Annotated in this window: 13 protein-coding genes; 3 read left to right on the plus strand and 10 right to left on the minus strand. The window is 56.8% G+C overall.

The features are described from left to right. Positions 1 to 14 precede the first annotated feature (14 nt). The 3 genes from R3F07_11740 to R3F07_11750 all read right to left on the minus strand — a co-directional run bounded on the left by R3F07_11740 (position 15) and on the right by R3F07_11750 (position 1672). Entirely contained in the window at positions 15 to 401 is a 387-nt protein-coding gene (locus R3F07_11740) for a hypothetical protein (protein MEZ5277044.1), read from the minus strand. A gap of 11 nt (positions 402 to 412) precedes the next feature. Continuing rightward, a complete protein-coding gene (locus R3F07_11745) occupies positions 413 to 706 on the minus strand; it encodes a type II toxin-antitoxin system HigB family toxin (GenBank protein MEZ5277045.1) in 294 nt (97 codons plus the stop codon). 585 nt (positions 707 to 1291) lie between these two features. After that, the gene (locus tag R3F07_11750) at positions 1292 to 1672 is read right to left on the minus strand and encodes a MarR family winged helix-turn-helix transcriptional regulator (protein ID MEZ5277046.1); all 381 of its coding nucleotides are present in this window, start codon (positions 1670 to 1672) and stop codon (positions 1292 to 1294) included. Positions 1673 to 1921: 249 nt separating this feature from the next. Here R3F07_11750 and R3F07_11755 point away from each other — a divergent pair, with 249 nt between their 5' ends. The 3 genes from R3F07_11755 (at position 1922) to R3F07_11765 (ending at position 4855) form a co-directional block, all read left to right on the plus strand. Beyond that, a complete protein-coding gene (locus tag R3F07_11755; protein ID MEZ5277047.1) occupies positions 1922 to 2083 on the plus strand; it encodes a hypothetical protein in 162 nt (53 codons plus the stop codon). After that, complete coding sequence (locus R3F07_11760) at positions 2084 to 2872, plus strand: hypothetical protein (GenBank protein ID MEZ5277048.1); 789 nt, start codon at positions 2084 to 2086, stop codon at positions 2870 to 2872. A gap of 795 nt (positions 2873 to 3667) precedes the next feature. Next, positions 3668 to 4855 (plus strand): AGE family epimerase/isomerase, encoded by a 1188-nt coding sequence (locus R3F07_11765; GenBank protein MEZ5277049.1) that lies wholly within the window; start codon positions 3668 to 3670, stop codon positions 4853 to 4855. Between the two features lie 294 nt (positions 4856 to 5149). Here R3F07_11765 and R3F07_11770 read toward each other — a convergent pair whose 3' ends face one another. The 7 genes from R3F07_11770 to R3F07_11800 all read right to left on the minus strand — a co-directional run bounded on the left by R3F07_11770 (position 5150) and on the right by R3F07_11800 (position 17017). Continuing rightward, positions 5150 to 6313: an ATP-binding protein gene (locus R3F07_11770; protein MEZ5277050.1), complete on the minus strand. Its 1164-nt coding sequence runs from the start codon at positions 6311 to 6313 to the stop codon at positions 5150 to 5152. Positions 6314 to 6816: 503 nt separating this feature from the next. Beyond that, positions 6817 to 9768, minus strand: a complete 2952-nt coding sequence (locus R3F07_11775) for a hypothetical protein (protein ID MEZ5277051.1) — start codon at positions 9766 to 9768, stop codon at positions 6817 to 6819. 827 nt (positions 9769 to 10595) lie between these two features. Further along, positions 10596 to 11696, minus strand: coding sequence for an SIR2 family protein (locus R3F07_11780; GenBank protein ID MEZ5277052.1), 1101 nt, complete (start codon positions 11694 to 11696; stop codon positions 10596 to 10598). Between the two features lie 7 nt (positions 11697 to 11703). Then, entirely contained in the window at positions 11704 to 13632 is a 1929-nt protein-coding gene (locus tag R3F07_11785) for a Piwi domain-containing protein (protein MEZ5277053.1), read from the minus strand. Then, the gene (locus R3F07_11790) at positions 13629 to 13982 is read right to left on the minus strand and encodes a hypothetical protein (GenBank protein ID MEZ5277054.1); all 354 of its coding nucleotides are present in this window, start codon (positions 13980 to 13982) and stop codon (positions 13629 to 13631) included. The genes R3F07_11785 and R3F07_11790 overlap by 4 nt, the downstream gene beginning before the upstream one ends. 3 nt (positions 13983 to 13985) lie before the next feature. Beyond that, positions 13986 to 15842, minus strand: a complete 1857-nt coding sequence (locus R3F07_11795) for an ATP-binding protein (GenBank protein ID MEZ5277055.1) — start codon at positions 15840 to 15842, stop codon at positions 13986 to 13988. After that, a complete protein-coding gene (locus R3F07_11800) occupies positions 15839 to 17017 on the minus strand; it encodes an SIR2 family protein (protein ID MEZ5277056.1) in 1179 nt (392 codons plus the stop codon). The genes R3F07_11795 and R3F07_11800 overlap by 4 nt, the downstream gene beginning before the upstream one ends. Between the last annotated feature and the right edge of the window lies 1 nt (position 17018).

Consider the following 17018-nt stretch of genomic DNA (forward strand, 5'->3'; position numbering starts at 1 on the left):
GAAGTGGCCTAGTCTCAGCGTTTCGCTGCCTTGCCGTAGTCTGCCCTGGGTTCGCGGACGAGTATCTCGGCAGGAATGCCGAGTCCTTCGTGGAGCGAACGGATCATGCTCAGGCTCAACGGACGTTTCCGGCTCAGGACTTCCGAGATCTTGCTTTTGCTCGGGATATAGCGGGTCAGATCCGCCGGCCTCAGGCCTTCCTGATCCATCCGGAACTTGATCGCCTCGATGGGATCCGGAGGGTCGATGGGTTGGTGGGTGTCTTCATAGCGTTCCACCAGAATCGACCAGAGTTCGAGTTCGTCCTCCTCGGGCGACCCTTTCTTTGCGTCCATCAATACTTCGATGCGCGAGAGCACAGCTTCATATTCGGATCTGTTTCTGATGACCTTTGGGTTCATGGCGGGAGTGGTCAGATATTTGCGGCGTCGATACGGTCGTAATCCGCATGTGTCCCCAGATAGCGCACGAAGACAATACCGGTATTGTAGTGGATTTTGACGATCAGGCGGTAGGCGTTGCCCTTGATGTTGAAGATGACCCGGTTTCCGGGAAGAATGTCTGCGGACTGATAGCGTTTTCTCACATCCATTGGCGTTTTCCATCGGGCGTCCGTCACCTCGTGGAACCAGGCCCTGAGTGGCTGCTCGGCATCCGGATGAAGCCGCCAGAATTCCCTGAGTGTCTTCCTGGCGATGATCCGCATTTGCTTTCTCGAGATTCTGGCTGCGTTCAATAGAGTTCCCGAAAAGGGAACTTTGTCAAGAATCAATCCGAAGCATCCGTCCAGGATCTACCGTGCACAATCCCACTCAAGCTCCGCCCTTCCGCCTACCTTCGTTACCTTCCGCTCCTTAAGCGAAGCGGGTGTTCAATCCCCCCGAAGCATCTGTTACTCGAAAACCACCACAAGCAGCGCCTTTCGTTTCTTTCGTCACTTCCGTGTTCCTCCCTCCCGAAGCATCCGTCACAGGAAACCACACCACAAGCCACGCCCTTCGTTACCTTCGTTCCTTTGTAGTTCAATCCCCCTCCAGAAGCTGCGCCCCAAAACCCGAAGCATTCATCACCCTAAGGGACACTCCACAATCCACGCACAACTCCACTTCATTTCACCTGCCCTGAGCCTGTCGAAGGGTTCCTTGCAGGTCCCGGCGTATCATCAAGTAGCCGGAAGCGAAGCGGGTGTGTCACCGATCTCCTCCCACCTTCGACCTTCAGACCTTCGGCTTGTCCCCATCTCCCATCTACCATCTTCCATCTCCGCCGCGTCAGCGGCCTAATCACCTCTTCAATCACCGTCCTCAATCCCCTCAATCAACTCCTTCGATTCATTGAGAATCCTTTCGAAGAACGCATCCGCCTTTTCCTGGCTGCGCCGAGTGAAGGTGTAGTACGTTTTCCGGCCGTCCGGTGCCTTGACCGGGGCGAAGACGCCGAGTTCCACCATCCGGGCGATGGCGGCGCTGGTGGTGGAACGGGGGAGGTTGAGCCGCTGGGCGATATTGGTCACGGTGGCCTTTTCGATCGTCCCCTTGATATAGTAGATGGAGAGGATATTGGTCAGCCGGATCTGGTTGATGGTGACCGACCCGTCCATGTGTTCGGCGAGGGCTTGAAAGACTCTGAAAATGATCCGGGCCGAGGCCAGGTTTCGCTCATTGATCGGCATGTCAGAGTAGAGGGATTACGCTCTTGAGCACCGGGCAGGGAGATCCGCCAGCATCCGGACCTATCCTTGAGTATTTCACGGATTAACCGGAATTATCCGCATGTCCATCAGAAAGTTAAGCGGTATTTCATTGGGATGAGACCATCGGATGACTAGCGGCCTGTTCAAACCCCATCTCCCATCTGCGATCTGCCATCTCCGCCGTTCCAGTGACCTCGGCCCATACCCCCTACAGGTGAACTTCAAGACATGAACGTGACCTTCGAAAAGGAGAAGTTTCTGCGGCTGTTCAAGTACCTGCGGATCGGCGGGCGCCGGGGACGCCAGGTCACAATCTCATCCTCTGTGTTTGTCTCCAACCCGATCTCCGATCTCCCATCTTCAAACCTCGCCGCACTGCGGCTTCTCTGATTGAGCACCATCGCCGGCATCAAGCTCTCCGAATCCGAGGTCGCGGTTCTTTGCGACCTCATCGATGGGCTTCCGGATGCATTCCTGTCGAAGAAAGGGGCCACGCTGTTCAGGGTTGGGTTCACAGAACCCGCGGCCCTGCGGGTCCACCTGAAGAAGCTGGTCAGCGGGAAGAATTCAGTGCCCAAGGTCCTGGTGGATCTGCTCAGTGAGGAACTCCCACTACGGGAACTTGTGGATGGAGTCCGGGCGGATTGTCTCGAGGGTTTTCTGCCCGCCCTGGCGGGCCTTCACGGGCGTGATTCAGTGAGGTTGGTGCTTCTGACTTCCGAGTCGAGAAAGGTCCAGCAACTGGCCTCGAAGGTTCCGGAAAATCCGGTTGACGACAAAGCGGCGAGCGCCAAGGACCTCCTGCTCAAGATCACCCGTTTGGTCGAACTCGATCCTGCGATTCTTTCTGATCAGCACCCGAATCCCGGCAGACGGTCAAACGACGACGGTGAAACCGATCAGACGGTCAGTGAACAAGCAGAGTTCAAGGAATTGGCTGCCGTGGTCACCGCGGAAGAGGATTCCGGGGCCAACCAGGAAAACAGGCCGCGGGTGGCGATCTCGGATCTGAAGAACCGCATCGCGGAGCTGGACGCCGCGCTGGCTGCGAAGGAGACGGCGCTCAAGGCATCGACCGCGCGGGAAGGCGAGCTTCTCGAGCGAATCGCGGAGCTCTCAAGAACCGAAGACAAGCGGATCGCCAGGGAGGTCGGGAAGCGTCTCACAGACATCGAATAAGCGAGACCGGACCCGCCGGCGAAAGGCTGGCCTGACCAGGCCGAACAAATCCAATCTCAAAAGAAACTGTAGCATGCAACGTATTCTTTTTCCGTCCGAAAGAAACCGTATCATACTACAGTTTCTTTCAGAATTCCCGGCCAGCCCGGCCCAGGCGCAGATTCCCTCATGCATACCCAATAACGAAACTGAAAACTGAACGATGACCCCTTTTCAGCGCCCTTTTCAGCGCCCTGGCGCCGGAAGACCTCGCTAACGAGGTGCTCGAACGACTTCCAGGTTAGGTCTTTCATGGACTCCAGTGAGATTGAACGATCGGCCAATCGCCGGCACCGGGCCCTGAAGAAGAGCGAAAGAAGCGAAAAAAGGAGGAAGGGCAGGGTGGCGAGGCAACCCAGAGTCTGATCACCGACCTGGATCGAATCAGCAATCACGGTTCCAGACCCGAGAAGAGGCAGACCGAAGGAAACGACGCGATAGGCGCCTGCCCCTAGGAGGAGACTGACCCAGAAGGGCGCCCTTACCAGAATATCCCCAAACGATTCCCGTCGACTCGTCACCTTACTGGTATCGGATCCGTCCCCATTGGCATTCAATCGAGGTAGGGCAAAAGGTGAGTCTTGGTTTGACAAATCCCTTCAACTCCAAATCGGAAGACTGGCAATCAACGCCAGTCCGAAACTCGTGTTGGGCGTGAACTACAAACTACAAAGCCTGATCCCATTTGCCTTTCCCCGTTTTTGAGATCGACGCGAGGAGTCGGCCGGATCAGATTCTTCAGGCAATGGACGTGGGATGAGCAGTTCCGAGCACAACGAGAAGGCGCTTTCCGAACTCTACCGGCACGCCCTGGTTGAGGATGTCCTGCCTTTCTGGTTGCGTTTCGGGCTGGACCGGGAGCACGGCGGAGTCATCACCGCGCTGGATCGCGACGGATCCATCCTGGATACCGACAAGGTCATCTGGTTTCAGGGGCGTGCGGCGTGGATGTATGCGACCGCCTTCCTGACCGTCGAGCGGCGCCCCGAGTGGCTGGACGCCGCAAAGTCCTGCATTGCCTTCCTGCGCCAATTCGCATCGGACGCGTCCGGGAAGATGTACTTCCTCGTCAGTCGCACGGGTCAGCCACTCCGCATGAGGCGTTACGTCTATTCCGAATCGTTCGCGGCGATTGCCTCGGCGGCGTATGCCGGGGCCGCAGGCGACGGTCGCGCGGCCGACGAAGCCGTGACCGCGTTTGATCGCTATATTGATCACTCCTTTACGCCCGGTCGGATGGAAGCCAAGGTTGATCCATCGAGTCGTCCCATGATCGGCGCGGGTCCACGCATGATCGGTATCGCAACGGCACAGGAGATTCGCCAGCACTTGGGCGAAATCCGGATTCGGGGCCGCACGCCATCCGAATGGATCGACTGCTGGATCGACGACATTGAGCGGTTGTTCTTCAAGCCGGAACTGGGTGCCATGATGGAAACGGTCGCTCCGGACGGTGCGATCATCGATCACTACGACGGGCGCCTCCTCAACCCCGGTCACGCCATCGAGGCGAGTTGGTTCATCATGCATGAGGGTCGGCATCGTGCGGACCAGCGTCTAGTCCGGCTGGGTGCCGCAATCCTCGAGTGCATGTGGAAACGAGGTTGGGATGAGCACTACGGCGGATTGTTCTACTTTCGCGATCTCAGAAACCTGCCGGTGCAGGAATACTGGCAGGACATGAAATTCTGGTGGCCGCACAACGAAGCGGTCATCGCCACCCTGCTGGCCTGGAAACTGACCGGCGACCCCAAATTCCGCGAAATGCACCGGGCGGTTCACGACTGGAGCTTTGAACACTTTGCCGATTCCGAGCACGGCGAATGGGCACGGCTACCTCCACCGCGATGGAACACCCAGCAGCCTCGCCAAAGGCACGTTGTGGAAAGGTCCCTTTCACCTGCCGCGGATGCTTTAGTACTGCCATCGCCTCCTGACGCCTGAAGGCACAGGGCAAGAGCCGTGAACGACGTCTTCTGTTACCGCGGATACAGCAGCGTTTCCCGGGCGCCTCTCCGTGGCCAACACCCAACACCCATCATTCCGGAGCAAACCCATCCCGTCGCATCAGTTGGCGTCGGGAGCGACTCCACGCCCCCCCGCTCAACACTGGAATTGCCCTGGATCCTTGGACTGCCTCCTCTTCCGTAGATCCACTCGAGAATGGCACTGGCAACAGAGTCCACGGATCAGCCTCCGGAATTGCATTTCGCAAGTAGCAGCGAAGTTTCTGCGCGATCAGGAAAGGGTTTCGAGAAATGACACCAAGCCCGTCGCAGTCACGGTCTTGGACAGGGGGTAGGATCTTCCTCCGGGAATAAGGATCACACCCCGGTCCGCCTCGAGCGTGTCCATGCTTTCGACGAGCCCTGGAGTCAGTTTGGGCGAGAGCGTGCGCTTGATTTCCACCGCGAGGATTTCGCCGCCGGCCTTCTCGATGACGAGATCCACCTCCGCGCCTGCATGAGTCCGGTAATGAGTGGCGGTCGCGCCCGTCGGGAGACTCCCCAGAATTTGCTCGATGCAAAAGCCTTCCCATGAAGCACCGCAGAGAGGATGCCCGAGCACCTGTTCCAGATTGGATAGTCCGGCGAGGGTGTGGAGGATTCCGCTGTCTCGCCAATACACTTTAGGTGATTTGACCAGGCGCTTCCCGGCGTTGCGCGTCCACGGCGGGAGCGAACGTACGAGATACAGGCCTTCGAGCAGATCGAGATAGCGGCGGGCAGTCTTGCCGTCGATCCCAAGCGATCCCGCCAGCTTGCTGAGATTGATCGTCGCGCCTTGCTGGTGGGCGAGCATGGTGCAGAAACGGCGGAGAACGACAGGCGTCGCGGTGATGCCTTGTTGCGGCAGATAGCGCTCCACGTAGCTGGTGATGAAATCCTCCCGCCACTGGATCGAGCTTTCCTCATCGGGCGCCAGGTTGCTGTCCGGGTAGCCGCCGCGTTCCCAGAGCGTCTGGAGGGACTCGTCCGGCCCGGGGAGTTCCAGAAGCCCGAGCGGGCAGAGTTCCAGGTAGCTGATCCGGCCGGCCAGCGTTTCGGAGCTTTGCTGGAGAAGCTCCGGCGAGGCGGAACCGAGAAGAAGAAAATGTCCCGCCTTTTCTCCCGCCCGCCGGCGCTCGTCGATCAGGCTTCGCAACACTGGGAAGAGATCCGGCGCGCGCTGGACTTCGTCGAGGATTACCAGCTGGCCGCCGAAGCCCGAAAGATATAGCTCCGGGTCCGAGAGTTTCGCCAGATCCGAGGGGCGTTCCAGATCCAGGTAGTGGCGTGGCTTGCCGGGATCCAGCCCTCTGGCCAAGGTGGTTTTCCCCACCTGACGCGATCCCAGTAACGCAACCGCCGGCGACTGTTGGAGCCGTTTGAGCAGGGTCGATGTCAGCTTTCGAGGGATCACTTTACCTTGAAATTGCGGAATCGATTCCTAAAATTCAAGCCCGAATGTCATGCATTGTGTAGCGCTCCAGCGCGAAACGCTCGGTCGTGGCCAACACCCAACATCCAACATCTCCGCCGCAAACAGGTCCCGACGCCGCCTCGCGGGCCGGGACAAGACGGTTCGGAGGTGTGTCACGATCTCCTTCGTCCCACCTTCGACCTTCAGACCTTCGACTATTCCCCACCTCCCGCCTGTCCCGGCGCATCAGATGACGTCGGGAGCGGCTCCGATATCCCGATCTCGCTCCAATTCCTGATCGGCGCGTTTTCAAGCAAAGGCCTGGCAGAGCAAACCCATTTCCCCAGACAAGCCGTAGCATGCTACGTATTCTTTATTCACCAAAAAACAAACGGTGGCACCGTTCGTTTCGGAAAATCCGGGCAAACCTGACCAGGCTTAAAGCCCTCCATGGACACCTGATCAAACAACTGAAGTCTGAACGATGACCCCTTCTGGACCTGTCAGTATTGGCTGCCCCATCGGACCCGGCTGGATCCCGGGCCGGTGTCAATGTTGTATCCGTGCTGGTGGGCCCATTCAGTGGCAATGGATCCGAGCCGGGCGTTCCCGCAATTGAGATAATCCTCCGCCAGGGTCCGGTTGCCGTAAAGGAAGAGAAGGTCGCGAAGATCTGGGATTCGGGAGGCATCCCCGCGACGGATATAGTTGTGGCATGCCTCCACTACGACCGGTGAGATTGACTCGTCATGCGGGACGAGGGAAATGCCTCCGAGTACATCACCCATCCTCTCGGGAGTGGCGTGCTTGTCGCCCGCTTCGGCGATCAGATCACTCCAGGTGGTTCGGCCCAGTTTGACTTCCGCCGCGAGTCGGACGGAGATAAGGCGTGCCTTGGACGCGATGGTTTCGAGCGTTTCGGGGTCCCGGATGCGTGCCAGAATCAATTTGGAAACCCCACGGTCGCTTGTCTTGATCGCGACCCGGACAAGCTCATCGGTCGACCTCAGCCGCCGCACCGCTTCCTCTCGAATGACATCGTAGTGAGACGTCAGGGCGAGGTTTCTCAACTCGGTCTGATCGGCGATCAACGCGACGGCGGCGGTGCGCGTTTTGAGTTCTTCCTGTGCCTCCAGGGCCCGCGAGAAGGGCAGTTCGGTCTCAAGAGATTCCTGATAAGTCCTGACCGGCTGGTCGCGGGAGAAGACAGCCTCGATGTCCACACGCCTCGTCCAGCTGGTGTTGCGGAGCCGACTCATCGCAGCCTCTCGATAACGTTTCCTGCCGTCGGCCTCGACGATGTGAGCAAGGATGGCGGGATCACTGACCCGCTCGAGTGCCTTGTCGCGTTCGTAGTCGCTTTCGGCCTGCTCGTAGCGCCCGTACCAGAATACGTCATCCTTGATTTCGTAGCGCTGGATATAGCGACCCGCCTGCTCTGGTTCGTCAAGAAAGAGTTCCTTCATGAGGTCGTCGTCCTCTACCGACTCGATCACAGCTCTCTGGAAGTCGTGGCTACGGTCGGCAAACAGGGTGTCACGCACCCGGTCCGGATCATCCGACGAAATCAGGGCCGCCGCCCTTATTTCCAGATAGGGCTCGGCGATAAGCTTTTCCAGGACTTCGGGGTCACGGACGCGCCTCGCAGCGACGGTCCTCTGTTTCATATCGCTCTTGCCAAGGGCGATCTCGGCCAGAACCGCCTGATCCTCAACCTTCTTGATCGCAACCAGACGGGTCCAGTCGTCAGGGCCGCGGAGTGCAAGTTCCACGAGGTGATCCTGGTTGGTGATTTTTTGAATCGCATCCGATGCCCGGTAAAATCCTTGCTTCATCAGAAATTGAAAAAGGAACTCCTCGTCGCAGGTCTCGAGCAGCCGGTTCGTGGCGGGAGAAGCGATTCTGCTGTCCTGATTGTCCAGCAGGCGCGCAAGGATTGTGCAATCGGTGAGCTTGCTGATCGCGAAGACTCTGAGCTCAACCGGTACGGCGTGATCCGAGGCGAGTGCCTGCAGGGAATCCTGATCATCGAGTCCCGCGACGGCATCAATGCCCCTTAAGATCGACTCGTCGTAGTCGTCGGTATCCAGATTTCTCAGATCTTCCAGATCCGGCGGCTCGCCGAGTTCCGCCAGGCGCTGCCGGGCCGCCCGTTGAGTATTGTCCCACCAGTCGCCATCCGTGGTGGCGATCCGGTTGAGCAGTTCGAGATCCTCCAGACCACGGATTGCCTTCTGCCGCATCCAGTCGCGCGAGTCATTCTCTGCGGCATGGGCGAGGACCTCCTGATTCATTGTCCGATTGACGGCTGCCGCTGTCCCGAATTCCTGGGCAGTCCCGTTGATGTATAGGGTTTGCCGACCGTAATAGTGGTCCCGGTATTCGCGCCCCGCGTTGACGTAGAGATCCTTCCAGAACGGGTCGTTGAATGGGACGACTTCGCATAGACCGGCCGCTGCAGCGAGCTGCACGTCAGGGTCATCCCGGTCCAACAACTCCCTCAGGACGGCGGGATCCCGAATTGCCAGGGTCGCTGCGACCCGAACCCGCTTGACAGGATCGGTTTCCGCCAGCTGCCGCAGCAGCAATGGATCATCAAGACTGTTGACGGCGCTTATCCTCACCTCTGGATCGGGATCGCTTCCTGCCCGGTCTCTGGCAAAATCGGGATCGGAGATGCGGTCCATAGCGATGGTCCGGACTTCCCATGTATCCTGGCTCGCTGCGATGGCTCGAAGCGATTCCGGATCGGTGATTCGGACGACTGCAGCTCGTCGGTTCATCCAGTGTTCAGCCTGCACGGCAACCCGTGCGAGTTGGGTCGAGTCCTCAAGTCTTTCGATTACGCCTGGCGCCATATCGAGGTCCAGGCACCGGATAAGGTAGTCAGCCCGTTTCTCATCGTCAGCAAGGCGGTCGACGGCCACGCGGCGTGCGAGCCACGAGGTATTCGATGTGGCAATCTCAACAAGGATGTCCTGATCGCTGATCCGTTCGACAGCCGCCTTCCGCAGCCTGCGATCGCCGAATTTCTCGGCCAGATTCAGCAGCATCACATCGTCCTCCAGGCAGGAGATCGCGTCTTTTCGCGTGGAATGGGCTTTGGCTTCCGCGGCAACCTTGCCCAGATTGGCGGGATCCCTGATTCGGAAGACAGCCTCCCGGCAAGTCTCGGCAACCTCGTCCGGGTTGAGTAGATATGCCTTCGGGTCGATCGCAAATTCGGTCAGGAGGGTATCGTCGCGGAGTTGGTGGATGGCGGCGGCCCGCACTCGGGCGACCCGATCATCCCGAGCGATTCGGATCAGACGTTGGGGATCGGATATCCCGGCGATTGCGGCGATCCTTTCGTCAGGGTTCGCGCTTCGCAAGCTCGGACCGCATCCCGGAGTGATCACCAGCAGAAGACAGCAGGTGAGGACCGGAACAAGAGTATGGGGTTCTGTCTGAACCATGACATCCGAAGAGGACAGACTTCACTGAAGCGGTGTCGGTTGGGGGAGCGGTGGGATCATGATCTCGAATCGCATCCCTGGTCAACGGCAAAGGCAGGCGCATGAATGGGTCACCGAGAGGCTGTCCTGAAAGCGCTGAAACCGCCTCACCGACAAGGGGCGGGCGGTGCTTCGGCAGGCGAAGGCAGAGGTGAGGAAATGGGCAACTGCCAAGATCAACAGTCGATGGAAGCGGATCCACTTGCACGCCAGAGCCGCCATAGCGTGGGTCTGGCCTGCTCCGTCCAATCCAACCCACAGGCGCTCAAGGCAAGGAGTAAGGGCTGACCCCATCCGGGCTGCTCCGTCCAATCCAACCCACAGGCGCTCGAGGCAAGGAGTAAGGGCTGACCCCATCCGGGCTCGGACCCCATCCGGGCTCCCGACCCCATCCGGGCTCCCGACCCCATCCGGGCTCCCAGCCGCACCCGACTCGGCGTAACGCCTCAGATACTTGTGCCCGGTCTTGCGACTGATGCCATGGTCCCGGCACAACTCGCTCAGCGTAAAGCGACCCGTCCGAGCCAGGGTCACAAACTTCAGTTTCTCGTCCATCGGTTCTACTTCCTTCCAGGGCATAACGCCCTATTCGGAGTGTTGCCGATGTCTTTGGACTTTCTGTTACCGATCTCTCCGGTTCATACCGATCCCGCCGATCCATCGCACCATGACCACTGCGAGATCTTTTACTTTTGCGTATTGACCCCTTTCTGGCGCCCTATTCGGAGTGTTACCGATGTCTTTGGACTATCTGTTACCGATCTCTCCGGTTCATACCGTAGGACTTATCAGAACTCCGCATCGGGAGGTTTTGGAATCATTCCCAATAGCTTCATGTGTAAGTCCGTTGTCTTGAGAAATCCTTTCGATGAGCCTTTTTCGACAAGAACTTGCTCGGGTCTCACTGAAAGGGCCGAGCATACTTCAGTTTTCTTTGGTCCCACGGCATCGTCGGCTCGGCAGTTGGCTACCACCAGGAGCCGCCTCGTCTCGTCTCGTTGCAGCGACTGGGTCAAAATCTTGTTGATATGTTGGTCTCCGAAGCCGTATCCGATGCATACGATTAATCTTGTTTCTAGCGAGTATTTTCGGAGTTCGTAAGCATAGAAAAGGTAAGGATCGGCCGCCTCTAATTTTAGGTCGCGCCCAAAGATCAAATCCATCTTTTCAGGTGCTATGCCTTCCGTCTGCTCCAAACAGATTAGGTTTCTCGTCGCATCCCGCTTCCAGTTAATGGAGCCGTGGAGCTTGTAGAGGTAGATTTCAGGCGGAGTCGGCCCTGCGTTGCTGTCCTCGAATCGCTCCCAATCCCAAGGGAACTTTGGCCCGATACCTTCAAATCCCGTCTCAACTCGGAATTCGAGGGTGTTCAGTCGTTCAACACACAAGTCGTAATTCAGCGAAAATATTCGCAACGGAAATGTCAACCCTCGCTGAAGCGGGATGAGGCCTTGGAAGTAGTCTGCCAGTGAGATGTCATCGGGTGACACCCAGCTTTTCAATTGATTGAGAATCAGGCGCCTGAAATCCCTCACCTTGGAAAAATCGCCGTCGTCTCCGCGAGAGAGCGATACGAGCCGCGAATTCCATGAGGCGATAAATGGGTAGAGCGGGTGTTCCTCATTTCGTTCGAGTTCGTAAAGCGTATTGACCAGCGTCTCAATGTTGTAGGCGACGCCGTCCCTGAATTGCCCCTTGAGCCCGGCTGCGTAATGAATCGCGCTCTTGATATGGTTGTAAAGCGTCGCGTATGGGGACCATTCAGCGTGGTCTTTGCCGGTCAACAACTCCTCAATGTGGTCAATCATTTGGCCCGACGGCGGGATTTCCGCCTCGGCGCTCGCGCCCGCTCCGAGAAGAAAAATGATGTCTTTTGATTTGCTAGTCATATCCGTATCACAAAAACCACGGTCTCAGGTCATTCACGGCTGGAAGCGGCAATCCCCGTTGCTGACAGTCGTGCACCAGGTCTGCCACCAACTGACAATAAAATATGGATACCGGCGCACTCTTCGCGTTAAATCCCCGCCAATTCGCTCCGGAGAGGTTCACCAAATCCTGGAGCAAGATTTCGTCGTTGATTCTGTTGTCATCGGTTATACTCAAAAACTGGAGGTGTGTCGGACCCGGAAACGCCTTAGTTACTGTGGGCTTGTCGGGGAAAATGCCCTCAAACCATACGAGGTATTCGCAATGACCAAGCTTCACTCGGGTTCCCTCAAATGGAACTAAACTGTTGACGTTGCGGTTGGCTCCGAAAAATCGGCTTTTGTGGTTTACCTTGACCACCGCAAATTGGCAGTGACCGTTCTGCGTTTGAAGCGCGGCTTCTTGGACGACTTTCTGAATCGCGGTTATCTCGTGCTGCTTCAGTTTGAATGACGTGTGAATCACTACTCGCGAAAACTCATCTGCACCAGCGGTCAGGACTTGCTTCAGATTCTTCCGGAGCTGATCCAAGTATGTGTTTTCGTTTTCGCTCTCCCCGAGCACCTGAAGCTTTTGAAACAACCCGCTCGAATCAGTAAGAATTGAAAACGCGGAATATCTTTCGACGACGGTTTCTTCTTCAGTTTTTCGCAGCTTGTGCGATTGGCTGATGCCAATAATCAAGCTCCGGTCGCCAGCTGGTCGGACTTTCCATGGCCAACCCCCCGCTTTGCAAAAAATCTGGAGCGCGATGTTGGCGACAGACCATTTGAGAGAGTTCTCATCTTGAATAACCCCCACAGTGCAGACCTGACTTGGCAGCCCCGCGTGGGTGAAGAGGGCTTTGTGGTTGAGATACCCCTCTTCCTCATCATCGGGTATGATCAAGACTGGAATGCTGGTATTCGCTTTCTGTTCCATTCGCTCTAGAGCGATGGTCATCGAATCGGTCGAAAAATCTGGAACAACGATGGGGTCTCGGTCGATTCCAATGGGTGTTTTGAACAGACTTTCAAACCCGGGAAAACTGAATCGCTCACGTTTGGTGCTTCCTTTGAGAGCGGCGGCAAGCATCCGGGCTGTTTGCCGGTCACGCTCACGGAACACAAACACCAGATTGGGTGATTCCGACAATGGCCGCAAGGGACCGTTATCCTTTAGCCCCATGAATTGGCTCCGGGATTCATGCCCCCCCTTAAACACATAGCTGCGCGGGCGCAGGCTGGCGGCTGGCATTCCTTCAGAATCTCGCGCCAACATTACGGGTTCTTTCGCGCCAGGCAGATGGATAGCTGAGACAACTTCGCGACGCTCTTCCAAGAACTCAGTAATTTTCTCGATCCGATCTACGTAGAAATCCAGATTCCTACGAAATCGCTCGTCGAGGCTGAGACTCAACTGCTGAACACGTCTGGAGAATCTCACTTCGTCCTTCATCCGAAAATGAAAGTCAGCTAGCACGCCGAACTTCCGAGTTGCACGCATTCGATAGGGTTGAACGACCAGTTGTTCATTCCCCTCCTTATGCGGTCGCATGTTGAAGTGGATCTCCCTGAGAAAGCCACCCTGCGACAGCCAGAAGTCTTCCGGTGCGAGATTCACTTTGCACTGTTCACCAATTCCTTTGAACAAGGCCCAAACTGTGAGGTGGTTGTTATAAGAAGGTTCTACGTAGAACGGCTCAAAACCTTCTCGCGGTCTGAATACAACCCAATAGTGGGCGCGATTCTCTGTCTCCGCCGCCTCCCTCGGCAGCGAATATCGTCGGACGTCGTCTCCCTCCGGGCGATCCTCTTGAGGGTTAGCAACCAGTCTGCGACAGATTTCAAATCTGGGAATTTCGCTCACAATTGGAAAAAAATTAAGGTGGATCCGATATTCGTCTGTCGTGTTCATTTTGGCTTTTGACTCCCAACCAGGTTCAAATGGTTCACGCGGGGCTTCGCAGCTATCAGTTCGTGAAGGAGGGTGCGGAAGAGTTCTCGGAAATAGTCGCGCTCGCGCTTATCGTCGTGGTCGAAGAACATGCTCCGGTTGCACAGGTGTTCGGCGAGTTCCCGCACCGTGGCGTCGAGCAGATCGTCGAAGAAGAGCGATCGGTTTTTGGCGCGTTCGGCGGTTGGCAGGGCCGAATCAAATCCGCGACGCTGCTCGGCCTCCTCGCGAGACACGGTCGTCCACCCAACGACCTCGGCGTAGACGAGGATCCGGGCCTGGACGGTTTTGTGTTCTCCGGGTGTGGGCATGAGTTAGCCAGCCATTCGATTAGCGATTTCTACTATCTCGGCTTCGGATAACCGGTCCAATGTCCATCCTTTTGCAAACTTGGCAGTTTCCGACTTCGGAAGTTGCTCATCCGTAAGGTCGCGAATGCGAACCCTCGCCGGCATGGACGCGCCTTCTCCGACAAAGATCGCCTCCTGCTGGGCCAGGTTCGGCAAAGCCTTCGTCATCCCAGACAAGCCGTCCGGCAAGAAACGGGAAACATGCTGCTGATCTGCTGCGTTCGTCAGTCTCAGAACGAGCCAGGTGCCACACTGCGAGATGACTGTGCTCTCAACATCCGCAGGTCTCTGACTGACAAGCATGAGACCGATGCCGTATTTCCGCCCTTCACGCGCTATTCGTCTGATTGCTGTTTGGGCCGCTGCATATTCAGCCTCGCCCCGATCCGGCACGTATCGGTGGGCTTCTTCGCACACAAGGACTACTGGATCGCGTCTTCTCTCCTCCGTCGTCTGGTAGACTTTATACTGGAACAGCAGGCGGGCTAGCATTGCAGCCAGCGGCCCTGCAACCTCGTTTGGGAGACCAGAAATGTCTAAAATCCGAATATCCTGACCAACACCTCCATCTCCTTGGATCTGTCCGACCAATTGGGCGATAATGTGCGGTAGTGAAGGACTCTCATCGGTCCATTCTCGCATCATGAATCGAATCCGGGGATCGCGTCTGAGAACCGCCAGCTTGTCCAAAATGGATTTGAAGCCTTCGGAGAATTCCCCTGCTGGAACACGTTCCGTGAGCTGGGTCCCCTTTTTAAGTCGTGCAGCCTGAAGGAACTCAATGTGGTTCTTCACCTCTTCGAGGCTAAATGGTCTCGGCTTATCTCTATCAAACTCACCGAGGTCCTCAAACTCGACTCCTTGCTTGGCGCGGGGCGAGTCCGGTTCCGACCCGTCATCCGGAATTGTAACGGCATATTCTGTCGGGGCAGGATCGACCAAACCTGCTACCACCATCCGCGCATGGGTGAGCGCTTTGTAAATAATGTTATTCTGTGATGTAGCTTCTCGCTCCGTCTTTCCTATGACCAGAAGGCGAAACTCTTCCGCGCTCATCAGCCAGTATGGAAGACTGATTGGGGTGCCAGCAGCGGGTTCGTTTCCAAGTGGGTCGTAGGCGCGATACACAACAGCACGCTCTTTGAAGGCATTGCCGTATTCAGCGTGGGGGTCAATGACGAGGATTCTCGGGTGGCAAACTGCATCCGGCTCCGGGATGTGATCCAACATGCTGTGAAGCAAAGCCGCAACCGCGCCGGACTTTCCAGAACCGGTTGAGCCGAGCACCGCGCAATGCATGCCCAACATCTTGTCTACGTTTGCCCGGCATACAGCGTTGTCCGCGCCTACGTAATGAGCGAAAGGCACAAGAGGGCTGTAGTCGCCGTCATTTTGTTGCCCTTCTGCCGCTGAATAGATCTGCGTAGTCTCCTCCCGAGTGAGCAGATGGACGCTCTGGCGGGGTAGCGGATAGGTCGTGACACCTCGAACAAAACGTAGCCTTTGGTCTGCCGCGTTCCACACGCCTTCAGCGAACAATTCGACCTCCATGAGGCGCTGATCGGCATCTGGCGGGATCGGCTTGCTGATCTCCAGCAACTCCTCCGACCGCATGCGAAGCAGCGTCACGAATCCGAATACCAAACGCCGCCCAAAATGGACTTTTACTATGCTGCCAATCTGACCGATGGGATAGACTCTCCCCTCGTAGCTTCGGGTCAACTCGGTCACATCGCCGGACAATTCTACTCGAATCGTCGTCCCAGACACCTCAACGATGTGTCCAATCTTCAGGTCGGAAATCAGGTCAAAGGTATTCATAGTGCGCAGGCCTCCGCTCCACTGCTTAGCATTTTCGTGACACCGGAAAACGTCCACCAATCTCGTTTAGCGCCTGCGGATGGAGGAGCATGCGGACCGTCTGAACCAACATACAATCCGTCTTCGGCAATGACGTAAACCCGCCTGCCCCAAGGACCGCTCCTCCATTTCTCAAGAGTTGGATTGAGCTTCGATGCGAAGGCTAGGATGGTTGTCTTGTTCTCCGGGCGCTGAAGCGTGAGCTCGATCTCTTGATTGATGTGCTCGTCCCCGTAGCTGTATCCACAGGTCGCAAGCACATTCTCTTCGCGTGCCCCAAGCGAGCGCCGGAACAGATCAAATTGGGCCGCAAAGGGGTCCCGTTGGGTTGCAAGGTATTTAGTGGACTGCGGGTAGATCAGAACGCGAGAAACCTTCTTCGGATAAAGGTCGCCGTCACGGACTCGCCATACGCGGTCGTCTTCACCTAGATGCCAGTCGATCGACCCGTGAAGCTTAATCACATGGGCTCGATCTCGAAGATTCGGTTCCTCGTCACCGTAACGATGGCTGCGATACGCAACAGCACCTCCAGAGAAACCGTCCCAGTATGAGAAACCTCCAAGCGCCAGAGCGTCTTCGAGGAGTGTGTCGTAGTTGGTGGTGAAGAGGCGAACCGCTCTCCGCCGTTCGGCGATTCCTGCTTGGCTTCGATTGAAGAGAGCGGAAACGAATTCTGAGTGGCTCTCGATAAGGACAATCCGGTTCTCGTGGGTTCCGATTTTCTGGGGATCTCCCCCGGGTATCGCGGGCTTGTATCCCCATCTGATTGTTTCAGCAATCCATGTAAGAACCCTTTGGTGGAGCGCGTCCAGATCATCGACAGAAAGCGAAACGGCGTCAAACGCGACGTTCCTATCCTTGGATCGATCGGCAATTGCACGGTGGTCCCCTAGTTGACTCAGGATATGTTCGATATGTGAATCATCCGAGAGCTGTCCTTTTACGAACTCGAGGACCTTAATGTCATTCGGTTCTCCTTCGTCTTTTGCCCTCGCAAAAACCCGCTCCGTCAATGGCCACATTAGAGGAATGCCCGCATCAAGGCTGATTCCTGCGCCAAACAGCCAAGATTGGTTGCTCGCACCGAGCAGATTGTCGAGCTGAGCTAGAGTGTCTTTGGTCGTTGGGTCCATG

The sequence above is a fragment of the Opitutaceae bacterium genome (genome assembly GCA_041395105.1).
Classification (GTDB): domain Bacteria; phylum Verrucomicrobiota; class Verrucomicrobiia; order Opitutales; family Opitutaceae; genus B12-G4.